15 protein-coding genes are annotated in these 23,055 nt (G+C 34.8%); all 15 read left to right on the top strand.

The window, feature by feature from the left end; genetic code table 11:
• Window positions 1-31: 31 nt before the first annotated feature.
• The 15 genes from IEV84_RS02035 (at window position 32) to IEV84_RS01965 (ending at window position 23,027) form a co-directional block, all read left to right on the top strand.
• Window positions 32-2,002, top strand: a complete 1,971-nt coding sequence (locus IEV84_RS02035) for a RagB/SusD family nutrient uptake outer membrane protein (protein WP_229732572.1) — start codon at window positions 32-34, stop codon at window positions 2,000-2,002.
• A 19-nt stretch (window positions 2,003-2,021) separates the two neighbouring features.
• A complete protein-coding gene (locus tag IEV84_RS02030; protein ID WP_188491919.1) occupies window positions 2,022-3,221 on the top strand; it encodes a DUF5000 domain-containing lipoprotein in 1,200 nt (399 codons plus the stop codon).
• A gap of 28 nt (window positions 3,222-3,249) precedes the next feature.
• Window positions 3,250-4,473, top strand: a complete 1,224-nt coding sequence (locus IEV84_RS02025) for a DUF4998 domain-containing protein (RefSeq protein ID WP_188491917.1) — start codon at window positions 3,250-3,252, stop codon at window positions 4,471-4,473.
• 385 nt (window positions 4,474-4,858) lie between these two features.
• Complete coding sequence (locus tag IEV84_RS02020; RefSeq protein ID WP_188491915.1) at window positions 4,859-6,031, top strand: glycoside hydrolase family 16 protein; 1,173 nt, start codon at window positions 4,859-4,861, stop codon at window positions 6,029-6,031.
• 88 nt (window positions 6,032-6,119) lie between these two features.
• Window positions 6,120-7,241 (top strand): glycoside hydrolase family 43 protein, encoded by a 1,122-nt coding sequence (locus IEV84_RS02015; RefSeq protein WP_188491913.1) that lies wholly within the window; start codon window positions 6,120-6,122, stop codon window positions 7,239-7,241.
• A gap of 22 nt (window positions 7,242-7,263) precedes the next feature.
• On the top strand, window positions 7,264-8,457 hold the full coding sequence (locus IEV84_RS02010) for a hypothetical protein (RefSeq protein ID WP_188491912.1): 1,194 nt from the start codon (window positions 7,264-7,266) through the stop codon (window positions 8,455-8,457).
• A gap of 52 nt (window positions 8,458-8,509) precedes the next feature.
• Window positions 8,510-9,001 carry a DUF4488 domain-containing protein gene (locus tag IEV84_RS02005; RefSeq protein ID WP_188491910.1) on the top strand — a complete coding sequence of 164 codons (492 nt, stop codon included), beginning with the start codon at window positions 8,510-8,512 and terminating at the stop codon, window positions 8,999-9,001.
• Window positions 9,002-9,216: 215 nt separating this feature from the next.
• Complete coding sequence (locus tag IEV84_RS02000; protein ID WP_188491908.1) at window positions 9,217-10,593, top strand: DUF2927 domain-containing protein; 1,377 nt, start codon at window positions 9,217-9,219, stop codon at window positions 10,591-10,593.
• A gap of 183 nt (window positions 10,594-10,776) precedes the next feature.
• Entirely contained in the window at window positions 10,777-14,331 is a 3,555-nt protein-coding gene (locus tag IEV84_RS01995; RefSeq protein WP_188491906.1) for a family 78 glycoside hydrolase catalytic domain, read from the top strand.
• 19 nt (window positions 14,332-14,350) lie between these two features.
• Window positions 14,351-16,786, top strand: coding sequence for a glycoside hydrolase family 2 TIM barrel-domain containing protein (locus IEV84_RS01990; RefSeq protein WP_188491904.1), 2,436 nt, complete (start codon window positions 14,351-14,353; stop codon window positions 16,784-16,786).
• Between the two features lie 191 nt (window positions 16,787-16,977).
• Window positions 16,978-17,994, top strand: a complete 1,017-nt coding sequence (locus IEV84_RS01985) for an aldose epimerase family protein (RefSeq protein WP_188491902.1) — start codon at window positions 16,978-16,980, stop codon at window positions 17,992-17,994.
• A 47-nt stretch (window positions 17,995-18,041) separates the two neighbouring features.
• Complete coding sequence (galK, locus tag IEV84_RS01980; protein ID WP_188491900.1) at window positions 18,042-19,208, top strand: galactokinase; 1,167 nt, start codon at window positions 18,042-18,044, stop codon at window positions 19,206-19,208.
• Between the two features lie 5 nt (window positions 19,209-19,213).
• Entirely contained in the window at window positions 19,214-20,266 is a 1,053-nt protein-coding gene (locus IEV84_RS01975; RefSeq protein ID WP_188491898.1) for a UDP-glucose--hexose-1-phosphate uridylyltransferase, read from the top strand.
• Window positions 20,267-20,290: 24 nt separating this feature from the next.
• Window positions 20,291-21,304 (top strand): UDP-glucose 4-epimerase GalE, encoded by a 1,014-nt coding sequence (galE, locus tag IEV84_RS01970; RefSeq protein ID WP_188491896.1) that lies wholly within the window; start codon window positions 20,291-20,293, stop codon window positions 21,302-21,304.
• A gap of 37 nt (window positions 21,305-21,341) precedes the next feature.
• The gene (locus tag IEV84_RS01965) at window positions 21,342-23,027 is read left to right on the top strand and encodes a sodium/sugar symporter (protein WP_188491894.1); all 1,686 of its coding nucleotides are present in this window, start codon (window positions 21,342-21,344) and stop codon (window positions 23,025-23,027) included.
• The last annotated feature ends 28 nt before the right edge of the window (window positions 23,028-23,055 follow it).

Raw genomic sequence — 23,055 nt, 5'->3', positions numbered from 1 at the left:
AAAGTAAAAGCATTAATAAAAACGAAAAATTATGAAACATAATAATAAAATAACCAATAGATTAAGAAAGTCTATTTTACCAATTGCAACTTCTTTTATGGCGTTGTTAGCTCTGGAATCCTGTTCGAGTGATTTTTTAGATGTGGTACCGGATAACGTTGCTACTATTGAAAACGCTTTTAAATTGAGAAATGAAGCCGAAAAATATTTATATACCTGTTATTCCTATCTTCCTAAAGACGGAAGCATATATCATAACACAGGATTTCTTGCAGGAGACGAAATGTGGATTCCGTATCAAACCTCTATTTATAGTGACTCGTTTGAGATAGCAAGAGGAAGTCAAAGAATTTCAAATCCATTTGTAAATGTATGGGATGGAAATTATACAGGAGGTGGACCAAGTGATAGGTATAAAATGTATATTGGAATACGTCATTGTAATATTTTTTTAGAAAATTTGAATGATCTTACTAAAGTACCGGATATTAATTTTGCCGAAAGACAGCGTTGGATAGGAGAAGTAGAGTTTTTGAAAGCCTATTATCATTTTTATTTGTTAAGAATGTATGGGCCAATACCATTGGCTGATAAGAACATAGATATTGATGCTCCTGAAAATGAAATAAACGTAAAAAGACAACCGGTAGATGAGTGTGTAACTTTTATTACAAATCTATTAGATGCAGCTACGGAAAAATTGCCAAATGATAACGAAATTATCTCTACAACTGAAGCAGGCAGAATAACAAAGACTATTGCTTTAAGTGTAAAAGCAAAGGTATTATTGATGGCAGCAAGTCCATTGTTTAACGGAAATAATGATTTTGCAGCTTTGACCAATAAAGATGGGACAAAATTGTTTAATCCTACTTATGATCAAAATAAATGGAAGTTAGCTTCTGATGCAGCATTGGCAGCTATTGAATCGGCAGAAGCAAATGCAAAAAGTTTGTATGTTTTTCCTCAATCACCATTTACGCTTACAGCAGGAACGATGACGCAAATGAGTATTCGTCAGGCGGTATGCGAAAGATGGAATTCTGAAATTATTTGGGGAAATCCTAACAGTCAAACATCTGAATTGCAACAACTATGTATGGCTCCTTTAGATGTAAATCACAATCATAATGATGCCAGAAAAATTTTGTCTCCACCACTTAAAATTGCCAGAATGTTTTATTCTAAAAATGGAGTGCCTATTAATGAAGATAAAACACTTGATTTTACTGACGAGAAAGAATTGCGAACAGCTACTAATGATGAACGATTTAATATAAAAGCAGGTTTTCAAACAGCAAGAATCAATTTTGACAGAGAACCTCGTTTTTATGCTGATTTGTGTTTCGACGGAGGAGTTTGGTATAAATATGATAGTCCTTCTAAAACAGATGACGGAACAGTTTGGGGATTAAAAGGTAAATTTGGAGATCCGGCAGGTGCAACTCATGCGTTTCATACCAATGAGACAGGTTATTTTGTGAAAAAATTAGTCGATTGGAATCAGGTGACCGGTACTACAGGAGGTTCAGTTTACAAGGCTTATGCCTGGCCTGAAATTCGTTTAGCCGAATTGTACTTGATGTATGCAGAAGCTTTAAATGAATCTGAAGGACCATCAGAAGTAGTTTATGAGTATTTAGATCGTATTAGAACAAGAGCAGGATTAGCAGGAGTGGTTCAGTCATGGACAGATTATTCTAATAATCCATCAAAACCAAGTACACAATCAGGTCTTCGTGATATTATTCAACAAGAAAGATTAATCGAATTGGCTTTTGAAGGACACCGTTTTTGGGATTTACGCAGATGGAAAAAAGCGGCTGAAGTTTTAAATACACCTATTACAGGGTGGAATGTTAAAGGAGTTGATGCGCTATCATATTATCAGGTTAGAACGGTATATCAACAAACATTCGTGGCTCCAAGAGATTATTTTTGGCCAATACCGGAGAGTGCAATGATTCAAAATCCAAATTTAGTTCAAAATTTAGGATGGTAATTTTAAAAAAAAATTAGATATGAAATTGAAAATAGTATTTAGAAGTGTTTTCACAGTTGCAATAGCTTCATTAGTTATTAGTTGTGATCAAAATAATCTGGAGCCATTGGAGAATAATACAACACCTCCAGCGCAGGTTCAAAATATAATCGTAGAGAATTTACCGGGTAAGGCAAAAATTACCTACACTTTGCCTTCAGATCAGGATTTATTATATGTAAAAGCAGAATATACACTTGCAAGTGGTAAAACGATGGAAGTAAAATCGTCTTACTATAAAAACTCTCTTGAGGTGGAAGGTTTCGCTAATGAAGGGGAATATGATGTTAAATTGTATAGTGTGAATAGAAGTGAGGCTGAATCTGCTCCGGTTGTGGTAAAAATTCATCCGTTAGAATCGTCTATTTGGGATGTGTTTAGAAGTCTTGATATTAAGGCTGCTTTTGGAGGTCTTCGTATAGAAGCTGCTAATCCTAATCGTGAGGATCTTTCTATTTTAGTTATGGAAAAAAATAATCTTGGGGATTGGGTTGTGGATACAAAAAGTATTTATACTTCTACCGATTTAGTTTCTAAAACTCTTAGAGGATATAGTGTGACAGAGCATAATTATGCTATTACAGTTAGAGACAGATGGTTGAATACAACCGATACACTGTTTACAACAATTACACCTATTTTAGAATTATCTCTTCCTAAATCTGCATACAAACATTTTCCATTACCAGGAGATACTAAAACTCATACCAGTGCAGTTCCTGCGGGTATGTGGGATGGGAATATAATGGACTGGCCAAAAGTTTTCCTGACAAATGGAGCCGAACCGGGACAACACGTAGTAACTATTGATACAGGAGTATTGGCTAAAATGAGCCGTATTGTTATTTGGGATTATCCGGAATATTATTTAGGGAGATCTTATTATTATATTGGGAATCTAAAAGAGTTTGAAATTTATGGGTCAGCGAGTCCTAATCCTGATGGAAGTTTAGATGATACCTGGGTGAAATTAGGAACTTATAATGCTGTTAAACCTTCAGGATTACCATATGGACAGCAATCTAATGAAGATTATGAAACTGCCCGTGCAGGATTTAGTTGGGAATTTGATGTAGCAGCTCCTAAAGTTCGTTACTTGAGAATCAAATCGCTAAAAAACTGGGCAGGTATTGGAACTATGGCAATTGGAGAAATTCAGGTATATGGTAATCCTAATTAATGATGTTTAACAATAAAAAAGTATTATTATGAATACAATGAAAAAATATTTTGTACATGCTTTTGCTTTTCTGCTTGTGGCAGTAGTAATTAGCTCTTGTACATCGATGGATGAAGGTTATAAGGATTTTATTAAGGACGGCGAAATATCCTATACGGGAAAAATAGATTCTCTTCACATCTATTCAGGTAGAAACAGAGTTCAGGTGAAAGGACTTTTTATTTCAGATCCAAAAATAACGGAATGTAGAATTTATTGGGACAATAGAGCCGATTCTGTTGTAGTACCAATTACCAGAACTCAAGGAGTTGATGAGTTAGATATTATCATCGACGATTTAGTAGAAAATGTACATAATTTTGAAGTGCGTACTTTTGATAAATTAGGAAACGTATCAATTCCTGTGTATAAAATTGGTGCGGTTTATGGAGATCGTTATCAAACGTCTTTATATAACAGACCAATAGCAACTAAGTATTTCTCTCCAAAATTAACAACCATAAATTTTGCTTCAATGGATTTATCTACGGGTGCTTATGCGGTTGAAGTGACTTATACAACTACTAGTAATGTAAGTGCTACAGTACAGCTTCCTATTGCGCAGTCAAGATTAGATCTAACTGATTTTAAAATGGGTACTTCATTTACCTATAAAACATTGTTTAGGCCTAATGCAACTAGTATAGATACTTTTGAATCAGTTACTACAACTGTTACCGGAAATGAGATTCAGTATTTGAATAATTTTTATTATCCTTTTGCCAGACTGGCTTATGATGGAGCAAGATGGGGAACTCCTACAGAATGGACTGTTAATGCTGCTGCAAAAAGTCATATTACAGCAGGTGTTAATTATGGAGGATTAGATGCCTTGTATTTTAGTTTTGAGAGTGGCTGGGGACAACCTGCAATTAACAATGGCAAAATTTATCAAACTATGACATTGCCAGCGGGAACTTATAATTATACGGTAAATATAAATGGTACAAGTTATGCTGCCGATGCAAATGACAGAGGGTATTTTGTAGTAGCAACTGGAAACACCTTGCCCGATGTTACTTTAGTTGAAACTTCAGCTAGTACTTTAAAGTGGGAAAGAGTAAAAAACGTAGCTCCACTTATAAAAACTTTAAGTTTTACATTAGCAGTAGATACTGAGGTTTCTGTTGGAGTGGTGACTACCTCGGCGGTGATGACAGGGTCAACAGGTAGGCATTTGAAAATTAATTCTTTGAAATTAGTTAAACAGTAAAAAAGTGAGCAGCATAATAAGTAAGTTATTATGCTGCCTTTTTATGGTTTACTTCTATATAATTAATTTACTCTTTTTTTAACCAAAAACGTTTGAGAACATAAATAATAATTGTCTGTGAAAATAGGCTTAATAGATAACTATGCTCTAAAAGAAAAGAGAAATTTATTCTGATTTCTAATTTATGGTTATGGTAAAATGTGGTTTGTTGAATGAGTGTAGCAATCATTTTTGAGATTCAACTATAGGTGTCAAAGTAAAATCTGATTTAATTGTTCAATGTCTCTCGGGACAATTTTGTAAAATGATTTGTAAAAAAAACGAATATGAGTTTTAATGTTTTAAAGAAACATAAAAGCAATTATTGTTTTTTAAAAAATATGATATGAGTAAAAATAAAAATATCGAGTTTTTTTGTTTAGTTGTCATTGCCATTTTAACCTTAAGCTGTTCAAGCGGCAGTGTTAACGGTTCGGATACGGGGGATTCTGATAGCAATCCGGTTATAGAAAATGTGTTGCCTCAGGTGCAAACAATCGAGGTTAAGAATGTTACAAAAACAAGTGCATCAGTTGATGCAAAATTAATAGATAATGGAAGTGCATCCATTATAAGAAGAGGTGTTTGTTGGAATACTACAGATAATCCAACACTGGAAAATGGAGAGTCATTAAATGCAACAACGGTTAAAGGTTCCGGTGAATTTTCGGCAGAATTATCTAACCTCAAAGATGGACAAATTTTTTATATCAGAGCTTTTGCAACCTCAAATGCCGGAACGGCTTATGGAGAAGTAAAAACGTTTACGACCATCAGAATTCCTAAACCAATTGTGTATTTAGATTCATCCTGTTTTGATAGTAAAGAAAAATTTGATGCAGAATGGAATATGCTTTATCCTTGGGGTTCAGATCACAATGGTTCGGCACGTATGTTTGCCGAAAATGTAACATTACAAACAGGAGGAATTCTTCAAATAAAGTCAGAATGGACTAATTGGGCTTGGGAAGGATACAGTACTGCAGAGCCTAAGCTAAGAATTACGTTTCACTCAGGCGCAATTCATGCAAAAGACCAAATTAAAGTAACTTCTGAGTTACCCTATTGGGAAATTAGCGGCGATTTTAAAGCACCAATAACACCAAGTTCCTGGCCCGCTTTCTGGATAACCGGAGCCTGGAGTTGGCCTCCGGAAGTTGATATTTTAGAGTTTAAAGGAACTTCAAGCACTTTACAAAACACGGTTACCGGACCGGCTTGGAATCAAACAGTTTGGACTTCAGTTCTTACTGCAATACCTGATGCTGCAACAACTTGGCACAATTATAAGTTGACAATGGAAAAAGTTTCAAGTACTGATGTGGTGGTTAAAATGTACATAGATGGTTCACTTAAAACAACAGCTACTAAGGACTTTGTGGGCAAACCATTTTGGTTAATTATGAATATGCAAATGGAGGGAGCAAGCGGAACTACTAATGATAATTCGGTAGTAAGAACCACTCCTCAATATTTTCAGGGAAAAAATATATATGTGGCAGCAACGCCTAAAGAATAATAATGCTGTTTAAAAAGATACAGGCTGCTTATTTGCAGCTTGTATAAATGGATTACTATCTGGTAAAAAAGTAATTAAATATATTAAGATGAAGGTTTTGTCTTTTTTTGTGATGGTTTTAAGTTTAACAACTTCTTTCGTTTTCAGTCAAAGTAATTCTTTTATTCCAGGAAAGCAATGGAAAGACACTGACGGAGTGCATATCAATGCACATGGAGGAGGAGTTATTTATGATAATGGAACTTATTATTGGTATGGAGAATACAAGACTTCGGGCCGTAGTGGAAATACTTCTTTACAAGGTATTAGTTGTTATTCATCAAAAGATTTATACAATTGGGAAAATGAAGGAATTGTTCTAAAAGTTGAAAATGACCTTAATTCTGAAATAACCAAAGGTTGTATTATAGAACGTCCCAAAGTAGTTTTTAATAAAAAGACAGGCAAATACATCATGTGGTTTCATTTGGAACTAAAAAATCAAGGTTATAATGCTGCCAGAGCAGCCGTTGCTGTAAGCGATTCGCCTAAAGGACCTTTTGTGTATAAAAAATCTTTTCGTCCAAATAAAGGGGTTTGGCCAATGGATTTTGATGATAAATTCAAATCAGCATCAATTGGTGAGAATAGATTAAAATCCTGGACTCCTGAATGGTTAGAGGCAATCAAAAACGGAATGCTGGTTCGTAGGGATTTTGACAAAGGGCAAATGTCCAGAGACATGACTGTTTTTGTGGATGATAATGATAAAGCTTATTTGATACATTCATCAGAAGATAATTTGACACTTCATATATCAGAACTTACCGATGATTATTTAGATTTTACAGAAAAATGGACAAGGGTTGCGCCCGCAGGTCATAACGAAGCACCGGCAATTTTTAAAAAGAATGGAATTTATTATATGATTACTTCCGGATGTACGGGTTGGGATCCTAATGAAGCCCGTTCTTTTAGGTCAAAATCTATTTGGGGACCATGGGAATCGTTAGGGAATCCATGTGTTGGAAGAGATGCGGAACTTACATTTTATTCACAGAGTACTTATATTTTACCAGTACAAGGGAAAATAGACCAATTCATATTTATGGCCGACCGATGGAAACCGGATAACCCAATTGATGGAAGCTATATTTGGCTTCCTATAAAATTTGATAAGGAAAAACCAGTTTTAAATTGGTTAGGAACTTGGAATTTAGATGTTTTTTAGAAAATTAATAAAACAAAAAAATATGAAAAAAAGTATTGATTTATTTCTGTTGTTATTATTTGTTATTTGTTCCTGTTCTTCAGGAAGTTCTTCTGAAATTGTTGAGACAGAAGAACCGGATAATTTGGGAGAGTTGGCCACTTTAAAAACAAATGAAGCCGAAGAAATTGCTGCTAAACAAGCTGTAGTATGGGGTGTGCTTCAGGATAATGGAGGAACTAGCGTTTTTGAAAGAGGTGTATGTTATGGAACCACTGCGAATCCTGTTTATGAAGGAACAAAAAAAATAGCAAGTGTTACTAAAGGATCAGGTGAGTTTAAAGCAGAACTTGCTAATCTGGAAGGAGGCACACTTTATTATGCCCGGGCTTATGTGGTGAATAAGAAAGGAGTTGCTTATGGCAATCAGATAAGTTTTAAAACTAAAGATGCAGCTTCTCCATTATTGGTTTTAGGCACCATAAAAGTTGCCGGAGCACATGATTTGTTTTTTGATGTAGAATTAAAAGAACAAGGTGATTTAATTATTCAGGAAATAGGATTGGTGTATAATACCGTGAAAGAGCCCACTGTTGCAAATAATAAAATAGCCAGAAGTACGGTGGAGAGTAAGTTTAAACAGCGTATTTCTAGTTTAACACCGGAGACTTTGTATTATGTCAGACCTTATGCGGCTACACCTTCAAAGGTTTTATATGGTGAAGAGTTTGTAATCAGTACTATTAAAAAAGGGAATTTTACCTATTCTTTTAATCAAAACGGAGCTGATGCTGCTACTGTAACCAGAATAAAAGCAGCATTTGATTTGGCAACAACCTATTACAATAATTTCACATCCATTGTAAAACATGTTACTGTGAATTATTCGCCGGGAACACCTACTGCCGATGCGAATTTTTCAGGATGGATTAATATGGGAGCTAATTCGTCTTACCAAAAAGCCGGTACAGCAATGCACGAAATGGCACATGCAGTGGGAGTGGGGCAACATTCAAAATACACTGAATTAATGAAAACTACCTGGCAGGGAAAACGTGCTAACGAAATTTTACAAATGATGACAAATAATCCGGCTGCGGTTGTAAAAGGAGACGGAATGCACTTTTGGCCTTACGGTGTCAATGGAGCGCATGAGGATGATGGAAGTGATTTTCTGTATATGATGAATGCGTTAATTTTACAAGGAATGAAAACGGATGGTTTGCCTAGTAATTAATCTTAAATAAAGATTTTGTAATTATAATTTTTAGGAACCAAAAAAACTTATTATGAAGCACATTCTTGCATTGTTAATTCTTGTTTTTTCTGCAACATTATCGGCGCAGACAGAACAAAAACATATTCCTGTTTCAAAATCAATTGTTGGAATTTGGCGGCGAATAGACGAAAGAAAACTTGTTAATGGTGAATCTATAAAAATAGTAACAGGAGACTACAAAGTAATTAATGCTGATGGCACCTATTACACCTTTGCAACTTTGCCTTATGAAACAATAATTGTACAATATGGATCTTATGAAATAGAATCAGACAGTACTTTAGTGGAGCACATCATACAGAATGTACTACACCCTCGTCTAAGTGGAAAAGATTCACCTATCAAATACAGCTTGATAGATGAAAATACAATGACGGTGGCTTGGAGTTATAATCTTGAAGGTAAAATTTGGCTAAATGAAAAATGGATTCGTTTACCTTTGGCTGTGCCAACAAGCGTCAGTGGTGTGAAATTTATACAACCTGGGACTCAAAAGCATTAATTGTGGATGACTTTGAGGTTTAATAAAAAAACACTAACCCATACAATATAAAAAAAATATTTATCGATTTATATCTCTAAGTTATTTAACTTATTAAGCATCGAAGCATAAATAGAGTCTCTGAAATTCGAAAGAATATTGGATTTTATTTATGCTTTATTTTTTATCTAGTAGTTTTATAGTTTATCAAGGATGATTATCAAAAAATACTTGTAATGAAAATTCAAAATACAATAAATATCTTTTGCAGACTCATATTAGTTTATTGTTGTACCTCGTGTAGCTTTGATCAGTCTAGCAAGCAAAAAATCCTAGATCAATATGGATTGGAGGTTATTAACTATTTTTATGAAACGGCTTTTCATGAAGACACAAATACAGATGTTTTAAATAATGCTTATAAATGGAAAGATGATATTAAGGTTTCTTTACAAGGTAATTTATTGAAAAATGATTCTTTATTTGTAAAACAAGCCCTTGCTAAAATAAATGCTCTTAATATACCTATTTCAATACATCTTGTTACAGATTCCAAGAAAAGTAACTTAAAAATATTTTTTGGAAATCTTAAAACCTTACAAGATTCTCTAAAATTTAAACTTGAACCTAAACTCTTAGGTGTGGGTCATATAAAAAATAATACTCGGCATCTTACATCTGGAATAATAGGTATTCGAAACGACCCGAAAATTGATTCTCTTGATACTGATGAGTCTTCTTATTTAATGAGAAAAAAAGTAATTTTAGAAGAAATAACTCAAGCTTTGGGGATAATTGGAGATAGTTATACTTATTATGAAAGCCTCTTTTTTGAAGGTAATAATAATGTGGCGGATTTATCTGATATTGATAAAAAGACGATAGAATTTTTGTACGATAAAAATGTATTTAAAGGCTATAAAATTAACAGAAAAGATTTTGAAAAAATGTTTTTTAATGAACTATACTCCTCTTTGGATACTAATAAACTTTACAATTTGGCAGATGAATATGGTTTAGATAATAGTGATCTCTATAGTTTGAAAAAAATAATCTTTAGCGATAAAAGTAAAGAAAAGGGAGTTTTTACAAAATTTGCTAGAAAAAATTTCTTAAAAATTTATGGAGATTCAACGAAAGATCAGTTAGATTTTTGTAAAGCTTTTGCAGTAGAGTTAAGTAGTTTTTCACCCTATTTTCAATTAGAATATGCAGAAAAAACCACAGCGTTTAATAAGATACCTCCTATTGTTATAAATTATAATGAAGCAGAAGAATATAAAGGAAGAATTAGAGTTGTGTCAAATTATTATACAAGTAAAAACATGACTTTTCCGTACAAAATAACAGGAGGAATATTTGTTGATTATTGTAATCCAAATAAAGAAATTATGACTTATTCAGAAGCAATGTTAGTGCATAATCTAAGTGTTGTTGTTTCAGTTTTTAAAATGTTAGGGCTAAATTTCTCAAAAGAATCTTTACTCGATAAAAAATTAAATTTAAAGATTAGCAATAAGCAAAAAAGTTATTTCAAGTTTGTTTACGACCCTCGTTTTCCGAGTCGCATTTCCGAATCAGATTATGAAGAGTTATTAAGAAGAATTAAATAACATGAAAGTATTGGTGTTAACTTGTATACATTCCAGAATTATACATATAACAATTATTATGCCTTCTGTTTTATCTAGTAGCTATGTTTTAAAAACTGGTAGGAACCGGTATTGAAAATTGGATTTAATACATAGCTTTGAATTTCATGCTTTTTAATAACCAGTCTTCTAATTGTATATTTAATGAAAATATTTAAATTAATTTTCTTACTCATCTTTGCTCTGCCTACTCATGTTTTTGGAGCTGATATCCAAATTACTAATCTTAAGGTAGAAAATGCGGTAACTCCTATTGGACTAGATGTTATTCAGCCTGTTTTTAGTTGGCAAATGAAAGCAGCTAACCAAGATAGAGGGTATTCTCAAAAGGCATATCAAATTATTGTAACTAATAATTTAGGAAATGAGGTTTGGAATACAACTAAAGTGATAAGTGGAACTTCTATTAATATCAAATACAATGGAGAAAAGTTAAAAGCTACATCACTTTACAATTGGACCGTTTATGTTTGGGATCAAAAAGGGAAAAAGCATACTTCAAAATCATGGTTTGAAACGGGTTTGCTGAATCCAAAAATGGTAACGAATTCGGATTCAGATAAAGAAACAACCGCCTGGTCAGGGGCTAAGTGGATTGGCGGAAATGCTAATGATATGGTTTTATATTCCCAATACCTTCCTGTTTTTATAATTAATAATACCATCCAACTTGATAAAAAAACGCAATCTAGTCGCGCCTCTTTAATTTTTGGAGCTAATGATCAGCGTTTAATGGATCGAAATAAAAATTTTTATAAGCTGGAGAATAAAAAAGGAGACAGCTATATTCAGGTTGAATTGGATATTGTTGCTTTAAAATCAAATGGAAATGCCAAGTTGAATATTTATAGGGTGGGCTATCATCCAAATGATAAAAAAGATATTCCTCTTAAAAGTTTTTCAATTTCAAATACCATTATCAATAAAGAAAACAGCTATAATGCTCATTCTATAAGCATTCAAATATGCCTAGGAGCTACTAAGATTTATATCGATGGAAATTCAAAAGAGAATTTGGTGGCTAATATCAATTTAAATCCATTAGGTTCCGGTGGTGATTTTATTGCTTTTCCGGTTGTGGGTGATATTGGTTTTTCAGTTCCCAAAGGACAAAAAGCCGCATTTTCAAAAATTGAAATTAAAAATTTTAGAAGTCCTTCTAATATAATTTTTTCGGATACTATTACTACTAATCAAGGTTTGTTTTCATCGTTCCAAGAAGTAACAATTGAGAATAATTCTTATTCAGTAACGGGAGGAAATAATGGAGCTTTTGTTCTGGCTAATCCAAGTCAGAATTCCATGCCTATGCTGCGTACCGTATTTGGAATTGATTCGCCTAAAATAAATAAAGCCCGATTGTATGTCACAGCACGCGGTATTTATGATGTTTATTTAAACGGTAAAAAAATTGGAGACGACTATTTTAATCCGGGATTGACACAATACAACAAAACCCATTTGTACCAAACTTTTGATGTGACCGCAAACGTTCAGGAGGGAAATAATGTTTTAGGAGCAATTCTGGCTGAAGGCTGGTGGAGCGGTGGAAGCACATTTGTTGGAGATAACTGGAATTTTTTTGGAGATCGTCAATCGATACTGGCTAAACTGGTAGTTACTTATACTGATGGCAGTGAAAAAATTATCACAAGTAATCCTGAAACATGGCAGTATTTTAATGATGGACCAGTACAATATGGTAGTTTTTTTCAAGGCGAAATATATGATGCTACAAAAGAAAAAGCAATCGAAAATTGGAGCACCGAAAAATACAATGCATTAGCTTGGCATCAGGCTGTAGCTATAGGAACCGAAGGATTTGTAAGTTCAGAAGGAACGGCGAATTTGCCCAACTTTAACAATTTTAATGATGCCCAATTAATAGGGCAATTTGGTACAACTGTTAAACCAATAAAAGAATTAACAGCTCAATCGGTTACCGAAGTTCGTCCGGGAGTATTTGTTTATGACATGGGACAAAATATGGTTGGTGTTCCAAAAATCACATTGGAAAATATAGAAAAAGGAAAAACAATCACATTGCGTTATGCCGAAGTTCTGTATCCTGATTTGCCTGAATACAAAGGAAATGAGCAGATGCTCATGCTTGAAAATGTTAGGGCTGCCATGTCGCAGGATACTTATGTAGCCAAAGGAGGAACGGAAACCATAACTCCCCGATTTACATTTCACGGATACCGTTATATAGAAATCACAGGAATAGATAAAGCATTGCCATTAACCGATGTAAAAGGAACAGTATTAAGTTCGATACAGCAATTGTCGTCTCAGTATCAAACATCAAATCCTTTGGTCAATAAATTATGGGAGAATATTACCTGGTCAATGCGTGGTAATTTTTTATCGATACCTACCGATTGTCCTCAGCGTAACGAACGCCTGGGATGGAGTGGCGATATTTCGGTTTTTTCCAGAACTGCTGTTCATTTATCCGATGTGAAGCAATTCCTGAAAAGACACATGCTGGCTATGAGGGATATTCAAAGAGAAGACGGACGTTTTCCGGATGTGGCTCCTATAGGTGTTGGATTTGGAGAAACCATGTGGGGAAGTGCCGGAATTACTGTTGCCTGGGAAAATTACCTGCAATACGGGGATGTGAGTTTATTAGAAGAGCATTATCAGGCTATGAAGAGTTACGTCAATTATCTTCTAGCCGATATTGATAAGGAAACCGGTGTTTTCAAAGAAAAAGAAAGAAAGACCTGGGGCTCTTTAGGAGATTGGTTGAGTTTAGAAGATTCTAAAAATGAAAAAACACTATTTTGGGAAGCTTATCTTATTTATGATTTAGAGATTTTATCTAAGGTTGCTGCAATATTAGATAAGAAGGAAGATTGGGAATATTTTTCTAAATATTATAAAGAACGAAAAGATTTTTTCAATAAAACCTACATTGATAAAGCAACTGGAAAAACTTCTTTCAGAGGTAAGATGATAGATACACAAACGTCTTATGTGTTGCCTTTTGCTTTTAATATTTTGAATAAAGAGAATGCAGATTTAGCGATTAAACAGTTTGTAGCTTCCATAAAAAGAGAAAACAAAACAGATCAAGGCGTTGTTTGTCCACCATATTCTTTAATGACCGGATTTATTGGTACGGCGTGGATCAATAAAGCGCTTTCGGATAATGGGTATTCTAATGTAGCTTATCAGTTGTTGCAACAAACTTCTTATCCGTCATGGTTGTATCCCGTAAGCCAAGGGGCGACGACTATTTGGGAACGATTAAATTCCTATACGCATAAAGATGGATTTGGAGGAAATAATCGAATGAATTCGTTTAATCATTATGCTTTTGGAGCAGTGGGAGCATGGATGTATAATTATTCTCTGGGGATTGTGAGAGATGATAATTCGCCGGGATTTAAACATTTTGTATTACAACCGGAACCCGATACTACCACACAAATGACATTTGCTAATGGTTATTATGACTCCATGTATGGACGTATTGAAAGCAGCTGGGAAAGAAAAAACGGTAAGTATAATTTTCATTTTGTTGTGCCTGCAAATACAACTGCAAAGCTTTATTTGCCAGCCATAAAAGAAAGCGATGTGAAAATAAATGGAAAAAAGAACGGAATACAGTTTGTGAATATAAAAAATAATAAAGCTGTTTTTAAAATTGAATCTGGAGAATATTGGTTTGAAACCGATATAAAAAAATAAATTATTTAAAGTAAAAAGAATGATTAAGAAGGTATTTTTATTGTCTTTGTTGAGTTTGTTTGTGGTGAATTGTGTTTCAGCTCAAACCAACGAAAAGTCTGATTTTGAGAGAAAACAAAATTTTGATAATGATTGGAAATTCGCTTTAGGAGATTCACCTGAGAATAGTTCGGTGAATTTTGACGATGGCAATTGGAGAAAATTAGACTTACCTCACGATTGGAGTATTGAAGGAAAATCAGAAAAAAACAATCCAAGTGGTGGCGATGGTGGTTTTTATCCAATGGGAACAGCCTGGTACAGAAAAGTATTTTCGGTTCCTGCCGAATGGAAAAACCAAAAAACAGCCATTTATTTCGAAGGAGTTTACATGAATGCTACTGTTTTTGTTAATGGAAAATCAGTAGGAATGCAGCCTTATGGTTACACTTCTTTCGAATATGATTTGACACCTTACTTAAAATTTGGACAACAAAATACCATTGCGGTTAAAGTGGATAATTCGCAACAAAAAAACAGCAGATGGTATAGCGGTTCCGGGATTTATCGCCATGTTTGGTTAAAGGTTCGAAATCCAATTCACATAACAACATGGGGAGTTGCTATTACTACTCCAAAAGTGACTAATGAAAAAGCTTTAGTTGAGGTTAAAACTAATGTGAAAAATGAAACTGCTTCTTCTCAAAAAGTGGCTCTTTTGATTGATGTAAAAGATGCTAAAGGAAATAATGCAGCAAGTAAAGAAGTTACCGTAGAACTTAAAGCCAATGAAGAAAAGGAAATCGAGCAACAGCTAACCGTTGATAAACCATTATTGTGGTCGCCCGAAACACCAGATCTTTATAAGGCAGAAATAAAAATTATAAAAGTTGGAGAAATAAAAGCTGGCGATGAACCAATTGATGTTGTTACTAAAAATTTCGGAATTAGAACAATTGAATTTTCTGCCGAAAAAGGATTTGTATTAAACGGTAAAAAGACATTGCTCAATGGAGGTTGTGTGCATCATGATAATGGCGCTTTGGGTGCTGCGGCTTATGATCGTGCCGAAGTGAGAAAAGTAGAATTGCTGAAAAAAGCAGGTTTTAATGCGGTGAGAACTTCACATAATTTACCTTCGGAAGCTTTTTTGGATACCTGTGACCGTTTGGGTTTAATGGTTATTGATGAAGCTTTTGATGGATGGAAAGAGTCAAAAACACCTTATGATTATTCGACTCTTTTTGATAAATGGTGGAAACATGATGTAGCATCGATGGTTTTGCGTGACAGAAATCATCCGTCTATCATTATGTGGAGTATAGGGAATGAGATTATCGAACGAGCCAAACCGGAAGCAGTTGAAACGGCAAAGATGTTGGCTAATGCAGTTCGTGCTATTGATCCAACTCGTCCGGTAACATCGGCAATGACTACCTGGACTAAAGATTGGGAAATTTTTGATCCGTTAATGTCAGCTCATGATGTAGCGGGTTATAATTATCAATTGCATCGTGCCGAATCCGATCATGCCAGAGTGCCGTCGCGCATTATTGTACAAACAGAATCTTATCCAAAAGATGCTTTTGCAAATTGGAATCTGGTTCAAAAACACAATTATATCATAGGTGATTTTGTGTGGACAGCAATGGATTATTTGGGCGAATCAGGTATTGGTCGTTATGTGTATCCGGGAGAACCAGCAGGAGAACATTGGGAAGGAAATTTATATCCCTGGCATGGCGCTTATTGTGGTGATGTGGATTTAACAGGTTGGAGAAAACCTATTTCGCATTATCGAAGTATGCTGTATAATAATACTGAGAAATTATATATGGCTGTTCGCGAACCTAATCCGGAAAGTGGAGCAATTAAATTGACTTCCTGGGCAGTATGGCCTACTTGGGAAAGCTGGACCTGGCCCGGTCATGAAGGGAAAAATATTGAAGTTGAGGTGTATTCGAAATATCCAAAAGTAAGGTTGTATCTAAACGGAAAAGTTATTGGCGAAAAAGAAACTAGCCAGCAACAAGAGTTTAAAGCGACTTTTACAATCCCTTATGCAGCAGGCGAATTGAAAGCTGTTGGCGTAGAAAATGATAAGGAAGTAGAAACAACAATTTTAAAAACAGCTAAAAAAGCAGCAAAAATTAAATTAACTGCCGATAGAAAAGAAATTACTGCTGATGGTCAGGATTTGTCGTATGTAGTTGTCGAACTTTTAGACGAAAACGGAGTTTTAGATCCAAATGCTACAAACCAACTTACATTCAATATTTCAGGTGCTGGAACTATTGTTGGTGTAGATAATGCCAGCTTAAAGGATACTGATTTATATGTTGCTAACACTCGTAAAGCCTGGAACGGACGCGCAATGGTAATTATTAAAAGTACTAAAAAAGCTGGAGTTATTAACTTTGAAGTTACTTCGCCAAGTTTAGAAAAATCAACTTTAAAATTAAAAACGATTCAATAGAAGTTAACGGTTTATAAAAGAAAAAGCACAAATAAAGTCTTTTAAATTCGGAAGAATACTAGATTTTATTTGTGCTTTTTTATATCTAGTGGCTAATTTTAAAAACTGGTAGGTAGTGGTATAGTTTAATGCGCTTTATTTCTATTTTTGCTTTTCGTAACCAAATAAACAAAAAAATAAACCATTATTCTATGTCTGCATCTGAAAATAATTCCAATTTAGAATCTGCTGTTGCGAATTTTTATGAGTTAACTAATAAAAACGGAGCAAAATTAAGTGTAATTCCTTTTGGAGCTACAGTAACTTCATTGAAAATTCCAACTAAGAATAATGAATTAGTGGATGTGGTTTTAGGATTTGATACTATTGAGGGATATGAAAAGTCTTTTCAATTAGAAGGTAAACCTTATTTGGGAGCTACTGTTGGACGATATGCGGGTAGAATTAGTGAAGGAAAATTTGAACTAAACGGGAAAACGTACCAATTAGCAATCAACAATGGTGTTAATTCTTTACACGGAGGAATTGACAACTTTAGTCAAAAAAACTGGATAGTAGAATCAGTTACTACTGGCGAAAATCCATCAATCACATTGAGTTATGTTAGTGCGGCTAATGAAGAAAATTATCCGGGCGAACTTTCAGTAAGTTTGACTTATACTTTATCTGAAGAAAACGAATTGATTTTGGAATACAAAGCAACTACTACCGAAGATACGGTTATCAATTTAACACATCATAGTTATTTTAATTTGGACGGACATCAATCGGATGTTGCCGGACAGGATTTAATTGTGCATGCGCAAAAAGTAGTAGAAACAAGAGAAGATTGTATTCCAACAGGAACTATTCTGGAAGTGGCTAATACGGTTTTCGATTACAGAACAGCTAAAAAATGCCCTAAAAACATCGACAACACTTTTGTGGTTGAGAATAATGACGAAGTGAAAGCGACGCTGTTTAGTCCAAAGACCAATTTAAAAATGGATGTTTATACCGATCAGCCGGGAGTGCATATTTATGTGGGCGGAAATTGCGGTCCTGATTTAAAAGGAAAAGAAAATGCAAGTTATCATGCTTTAAGCGGAATTTGCTTTGAAACGCAAAACTTCCCTGACGCGCCAAATCACGCTAACTTTCCAAATGCTGTTTTGAAAAAAGGCGATGTTTACACCCAAAAAACTACTTATAAATTCGAAGCTCTGTAAAGAGTTTTTATCAAAATAACAGTAACACTATACCAATTTTTTAACTAATGAATGATATTTTAATTAACAAAACGGCGGCTTCTTTTAAAGAAATCTTTGGTAATGAGCCGGATAAAATAGTTCTTTCTCCGGGAAGGATTAATATTATTGGAGAACATATTGATTATAATGACGGTTATGTTTTGCCTGCGGCTATCGATAAGATTATTTGTTTTGCTTTTGCAAAAAACAATAGCAATACTTCCAGAGTAGTAGCTTTAGACCTTAACGATGAGTTTGAAATTGATGTTACGGCTGAGGTAAGTTTAGATACAAACGAATGGACTAACTACATCAGAGGAATTATTAATCAGTTAAAAATAAACGGATTTCAATTTGAAGGTGTAAACTGTGTTTTCAGCAGTAATATTCCTGTTGGTTCCGGTTTGTCTTCTTCGGCAGCCTTAGAATGTGGTTTCTTATTCGGGATGAACGATTTGTTCAATTTGAATATAAAACCTATCGACATCGCTTTGTTAGGTCAAAAAGCCGAGCATTGGGTAGGAATCAAATGCGGAATTATGGATCAGTTCTCCAGTGTGATGGGGCAGGAAAACAAAGTGATCAAGATTGATTGCCGCACTTTAGATTATACTTATCACGATGCTAACTTTGCTGATTATTCGTTGATTTTATTTGATTCGAATGTAAAACATTCGCTAATGACTTCGGCTTATAACGAAAGAAGACAGCAATGTGAAGAAGGAATTGCTATTGTAAAAGCAAATTTCCCTGAGATAAAAAGTTTCAGAGATTGTACGGAGCAAACCATAATCGATCTAAAAGACAAAATGAGTCATGACGTTTTCAGACGTTCTCTTTTTGTGGTAAAAGAAATCAACCGCGTGATTCAGGCTTGTGAGGCTTTGGATAACGGAAAAATTGAATTGTTGGGAGAGTTAATGTTTGCCACACACGATGGTTTGTCTAAAGACTATGAAGTAAGCTGCGAAGAGCTGGATTTATTAGTTGATTTAGCTAAAGAAGAAGCTGCAGTTATCGGTTCCCGATTAATGGGAGGTGGTTTCGGAGGTTGTACCATCAACTTAGTTAAAAAAGGACACGAACAGGAAATTAAAGATAAATTCTCAAAATTATATACCGAAGCTTTCGGAATCGAATTGAAAATTTACGACGTTAAAGTAAGTAACGGAACATCACTATACACTAAATAATGACTATGAGACAGTTTGATATTAATGAAGATCCGCATAGAAGATATAACCCTTTAATAAACGAATGGGTTTTAGTTTCACCACACAGAGCTAAAAGACCTTGGCAAGGACAAAAAGAAGCTATAAATACGGTAGCATTACCAGAATATGATCCGGAATGTTATTTATGTGCCGGAAATGTTCGCGCTAATGGCGAAGTAAATCCGCCTTACGAAAGTAGTTTTGTTTTCGAAAATGACTTTGCGGCTTTAAAACAGGAAGCGATTGCTTTTGACGGAAATGCGGAAGGAAGTTTCTTTAAAGCACAACCTGAAAGAGGAATTTCAAGAGTGGTTTGTTTTTCACCAAGACACGATTTGACTTTACCTGAAATGGATGTAAACGGTATTGTGAATATTATCCACACCTGGCAAAAAGAATACACTACTTTAGGAAGTGTAGATTATATCAATCACGTACAGATTTTTGAAAATAAAGGAAGTGTAATGGGATGTAGTAATCCGCATCCACACGGACAAATCTGGGCTCAGTCTTCGTTGCCAACACAGGTTCAAAAAACACAGGATAATTTAAAAGCTTATTTTGAAAAAAACGGAACCAATCTTTTACAGGATTATTTAAATGAAGAATTAAAAGTAAAAGAACGTGTTGTTGTTGAGAACGATCATTTTGCTGCTATTGTTCCTTTCTGGGCAATCTGGCCTTATGAAACTATGATTATCAGCAAACGTCATATCACTAAAATCACTGATTTTACTGAGGATGAAGTAGCTGCTTTTGCTGAAGTTTTGAAAAAACTAACAACAAAGTACGATAATCTTTTCGAAACATCTTTTCCTTATTCGTCAGGAATTCACCAGGCACCAACAGACGGTGAAGAGCATCCGGAATGGCAATTCCACATGCATTTTTATCCGCCATTGTTGCGTTCGGCTTCAGTAAAAAAATTCATGGTAGGTTATGAAATGATGGGAGAATCTCAAAGAGATATTACACCGGAGAAAAGTGCTGAAATGTTGCGAAACTTATCTGAGGTACATTATAAACAAAACAGTTAGACTGTTATTTAAATAAAACAAATTATGAAAATACTAGTTACGGGAGGTTTAGGTTTCATAGGTTCGCATACTGTAGTCGAATTGCAAAATGAAGGTTTTGAGGTGGTTGTTATTGATAATTTATCCAATTCATCTGAAGATGTTTTAAAAGGAATCGAAGCTATTACAGGGAAAAAACCACTTTTTGAAAAACTGGATTTAAGAGAAAAAGCGGCAGTTCAGGATTTTTTCAAAAAGCATGCTGATGTAAATGGAGTAATTCATTTTGCGGCTTCTAAAGCAGTTGGAGAAAGTGTGGGGAATCCTTTGTTGTATTACGAAAACAACATTAATGCCTTAGTATATATATTGCAGGAATTAGAGAAAAAACAGGAAGCTAATTTTATCTTCAGTTCTTCCTGTACGGTTTATGGTCAGGCCGAAACAATGCCAATTAACGAAAATTCGGCGGTTCAACCAGCGATGTCTCCTTATGGAAATACCAAACAAATAGGAGAAGAAATCATCACTGATGTTGCTAAGGTAAGCGGAATCAACGCTATTTTATTGCGTTATTTTAACCCAATTGGAGCCCATCCTTCTGTTGAAATTGGTGAATTGCCAATAGGAGTTCCACAAAATTTAGTGCCATTCATCACGCAAACCGGAATTGGATTACGTAAAGAATTAATGGTTTACGGTAGTGATTATCCAACGCCGGACGGAACCTGTATTCGTGATTACATCCATGTGGTTGATTTGGCAAAAGCCCATGTTGTGGCTTTGCAACGCTTATTGAACAAAAAGAATCAGGACAAAGTGGAAACTTTTAACTTGGGAACAGGAGTAGGAAGTTCTGTTTTAGAAGTGATTCATGCTTTCGAAAAAGTGAGTGGTCAAAAATTAGCTTATCAAATCGTTGACAGAAGAGAAGGTGATGTGACTTTGGCTTATGCCGATACTACTAAAGCCAATGAAGTGCTTGGGTGGAAAACACAATCTACGCTGGAACAAGCGATGGAAAGTGCCTGGAAATGGGAACAAAAAATCAGAAGCTAAACGCTAAAACCAATTAATAATTTTAAATAAAATATCTATGAGCTCAAGTCTCGGATTTGCAGATTATGCAGTCTTTATCATCTACTTTTTAGTAGTTTCTATCTACGGATATATTATCTATCGCAAACGCGAAAAAAACGAACACGATGCTAAGGCGTATTTCTTAGCCGAAGGAACATTAACATGGTGGGCTATTGGGGCTTCGTTAATTGCTTCTAACATTTCAGCCGAGCAGTTTATCGGGATGAGTGGGGAAGGATTCTTCTTAGGGGTAGCTGTTGCCGCTTACGAATGGGTTGCTGCCATTGCATTGATTATTATCGCCATTTGGTTTATTCCTGTTTATTTAAAAAACAAGATTTACACCATGCCTCAGTTTTTGAAAACGAGATATAACGAAACTACGGCTTTGATTATGGCTGTTTTCTGGTTGTTTTTGTATGTTTTTGTAAACTTAACTTCTATTTTATACTTAGGAGCTGTTGCTATTAACGGATTAGCCGGAGGAGATTATCTTCACGTGATCATGTTAGGATTGGCGATTTTTGCGTTGATTATCTCTCTTGGAGGTATGAAGGTTGTTGCTTATACTGACGTTATTCAGGTTGCTGTATTGATCATTGGAGGTTTGGTAACTTCTTATATCGCTTTAACTACAGTAGGGGAATATTTCGGAGTAGGAAAAGATGCTATTGCAGGATTCAATGTTTTGATGGAAAAAGCTCCTGAGCATTTCAAAATGATTATCCCGAGACCAACAGCTACTTCTACACAATTAGAAATTGATAAATACCTTACTTTCCCGGGAATGCTATCTTATTTAGCAGGTATCTGGATTATCAATCTGAACTATTGGGGATGTAACCAATACATCACGCAAAGAGCTTTGGGGGCTGATTTGACTACGGCTCGCACAGGTATTTTGTTTGCTGGTTTATTGAAGTTATTAATGCCTGTAATTGTAATGTTACCTGGTATTGCAGCTTATGTATTGTATCAGGGAGGACATTTACCGCAATTAGTAGGAGGAAAGGACGGAGCTTACTCGGCTATGTTGACTTTCTTGCCTACAGGATTAAAAGGATTATCCGTTGCGGCTTTGACTGCTGCGATTGTGGCTTCATTGGCTGGTAAAGTAAACAGTATTTCGACTATTTATACCTTAGACGTTCATAAAAAATACATTCAAAAAGGAGCTTCAGACAGAGCTCAGGTAAACATTGGTCGTTATGCTGTTTTTGCTTCTATGGTTTTGGCAGTGTTATTCACATGGAATGATGTTTTAGGAATTGGAGGAGTAGGAGGATTTACCTATATCCAAAAATATACAGGATTTATTAGTCCGGGAGTATTTGCGATGTTCTTCTTAGGAATGTTCTGGAAGAGAACAACGGGAACGGCTGCTATTGTGGGAGTATTAGCTGGTTTCTTATTATCAGTATTGTTTAATGAATATGCACCGGCATTGTTTGGTAACGAAACATTGCTATACACGGCTTGGCCAAATGGTAAAGGTGGTTTCGAAATTCCGTTCCACATTTGTATGGGATTGTCATTCTTCTTTACAATGTTGTTGATGATTGGAATCAGTTTTGCAGGACCAAAAGTGAATCCAAAAGCATTCGAATTAGATACTGAAATGTTCAAGGTAAAACCTCAAACTACAGTATTAATTATCATTACATTATTAATTATCGCTGCTTTGTACGTGAAGTTCTGGTAAAAGAAAATAATAGTTTTAAATGTGAAAA

The organism is Flavobacterium palustre, assembly GCF_014639535.1.
GTDB classification, from domain to species: Bacteria; Bacteroidota; Bacteroidia; order Flavobacteriales; family Flavobacteriaceae; genus Flavobacterium; species Flavobacterium palustre.
Note: the sequence above shows the minus strand (reverse complement) of the source record. Positions and strands in the feature narration are given on the sequence as shown.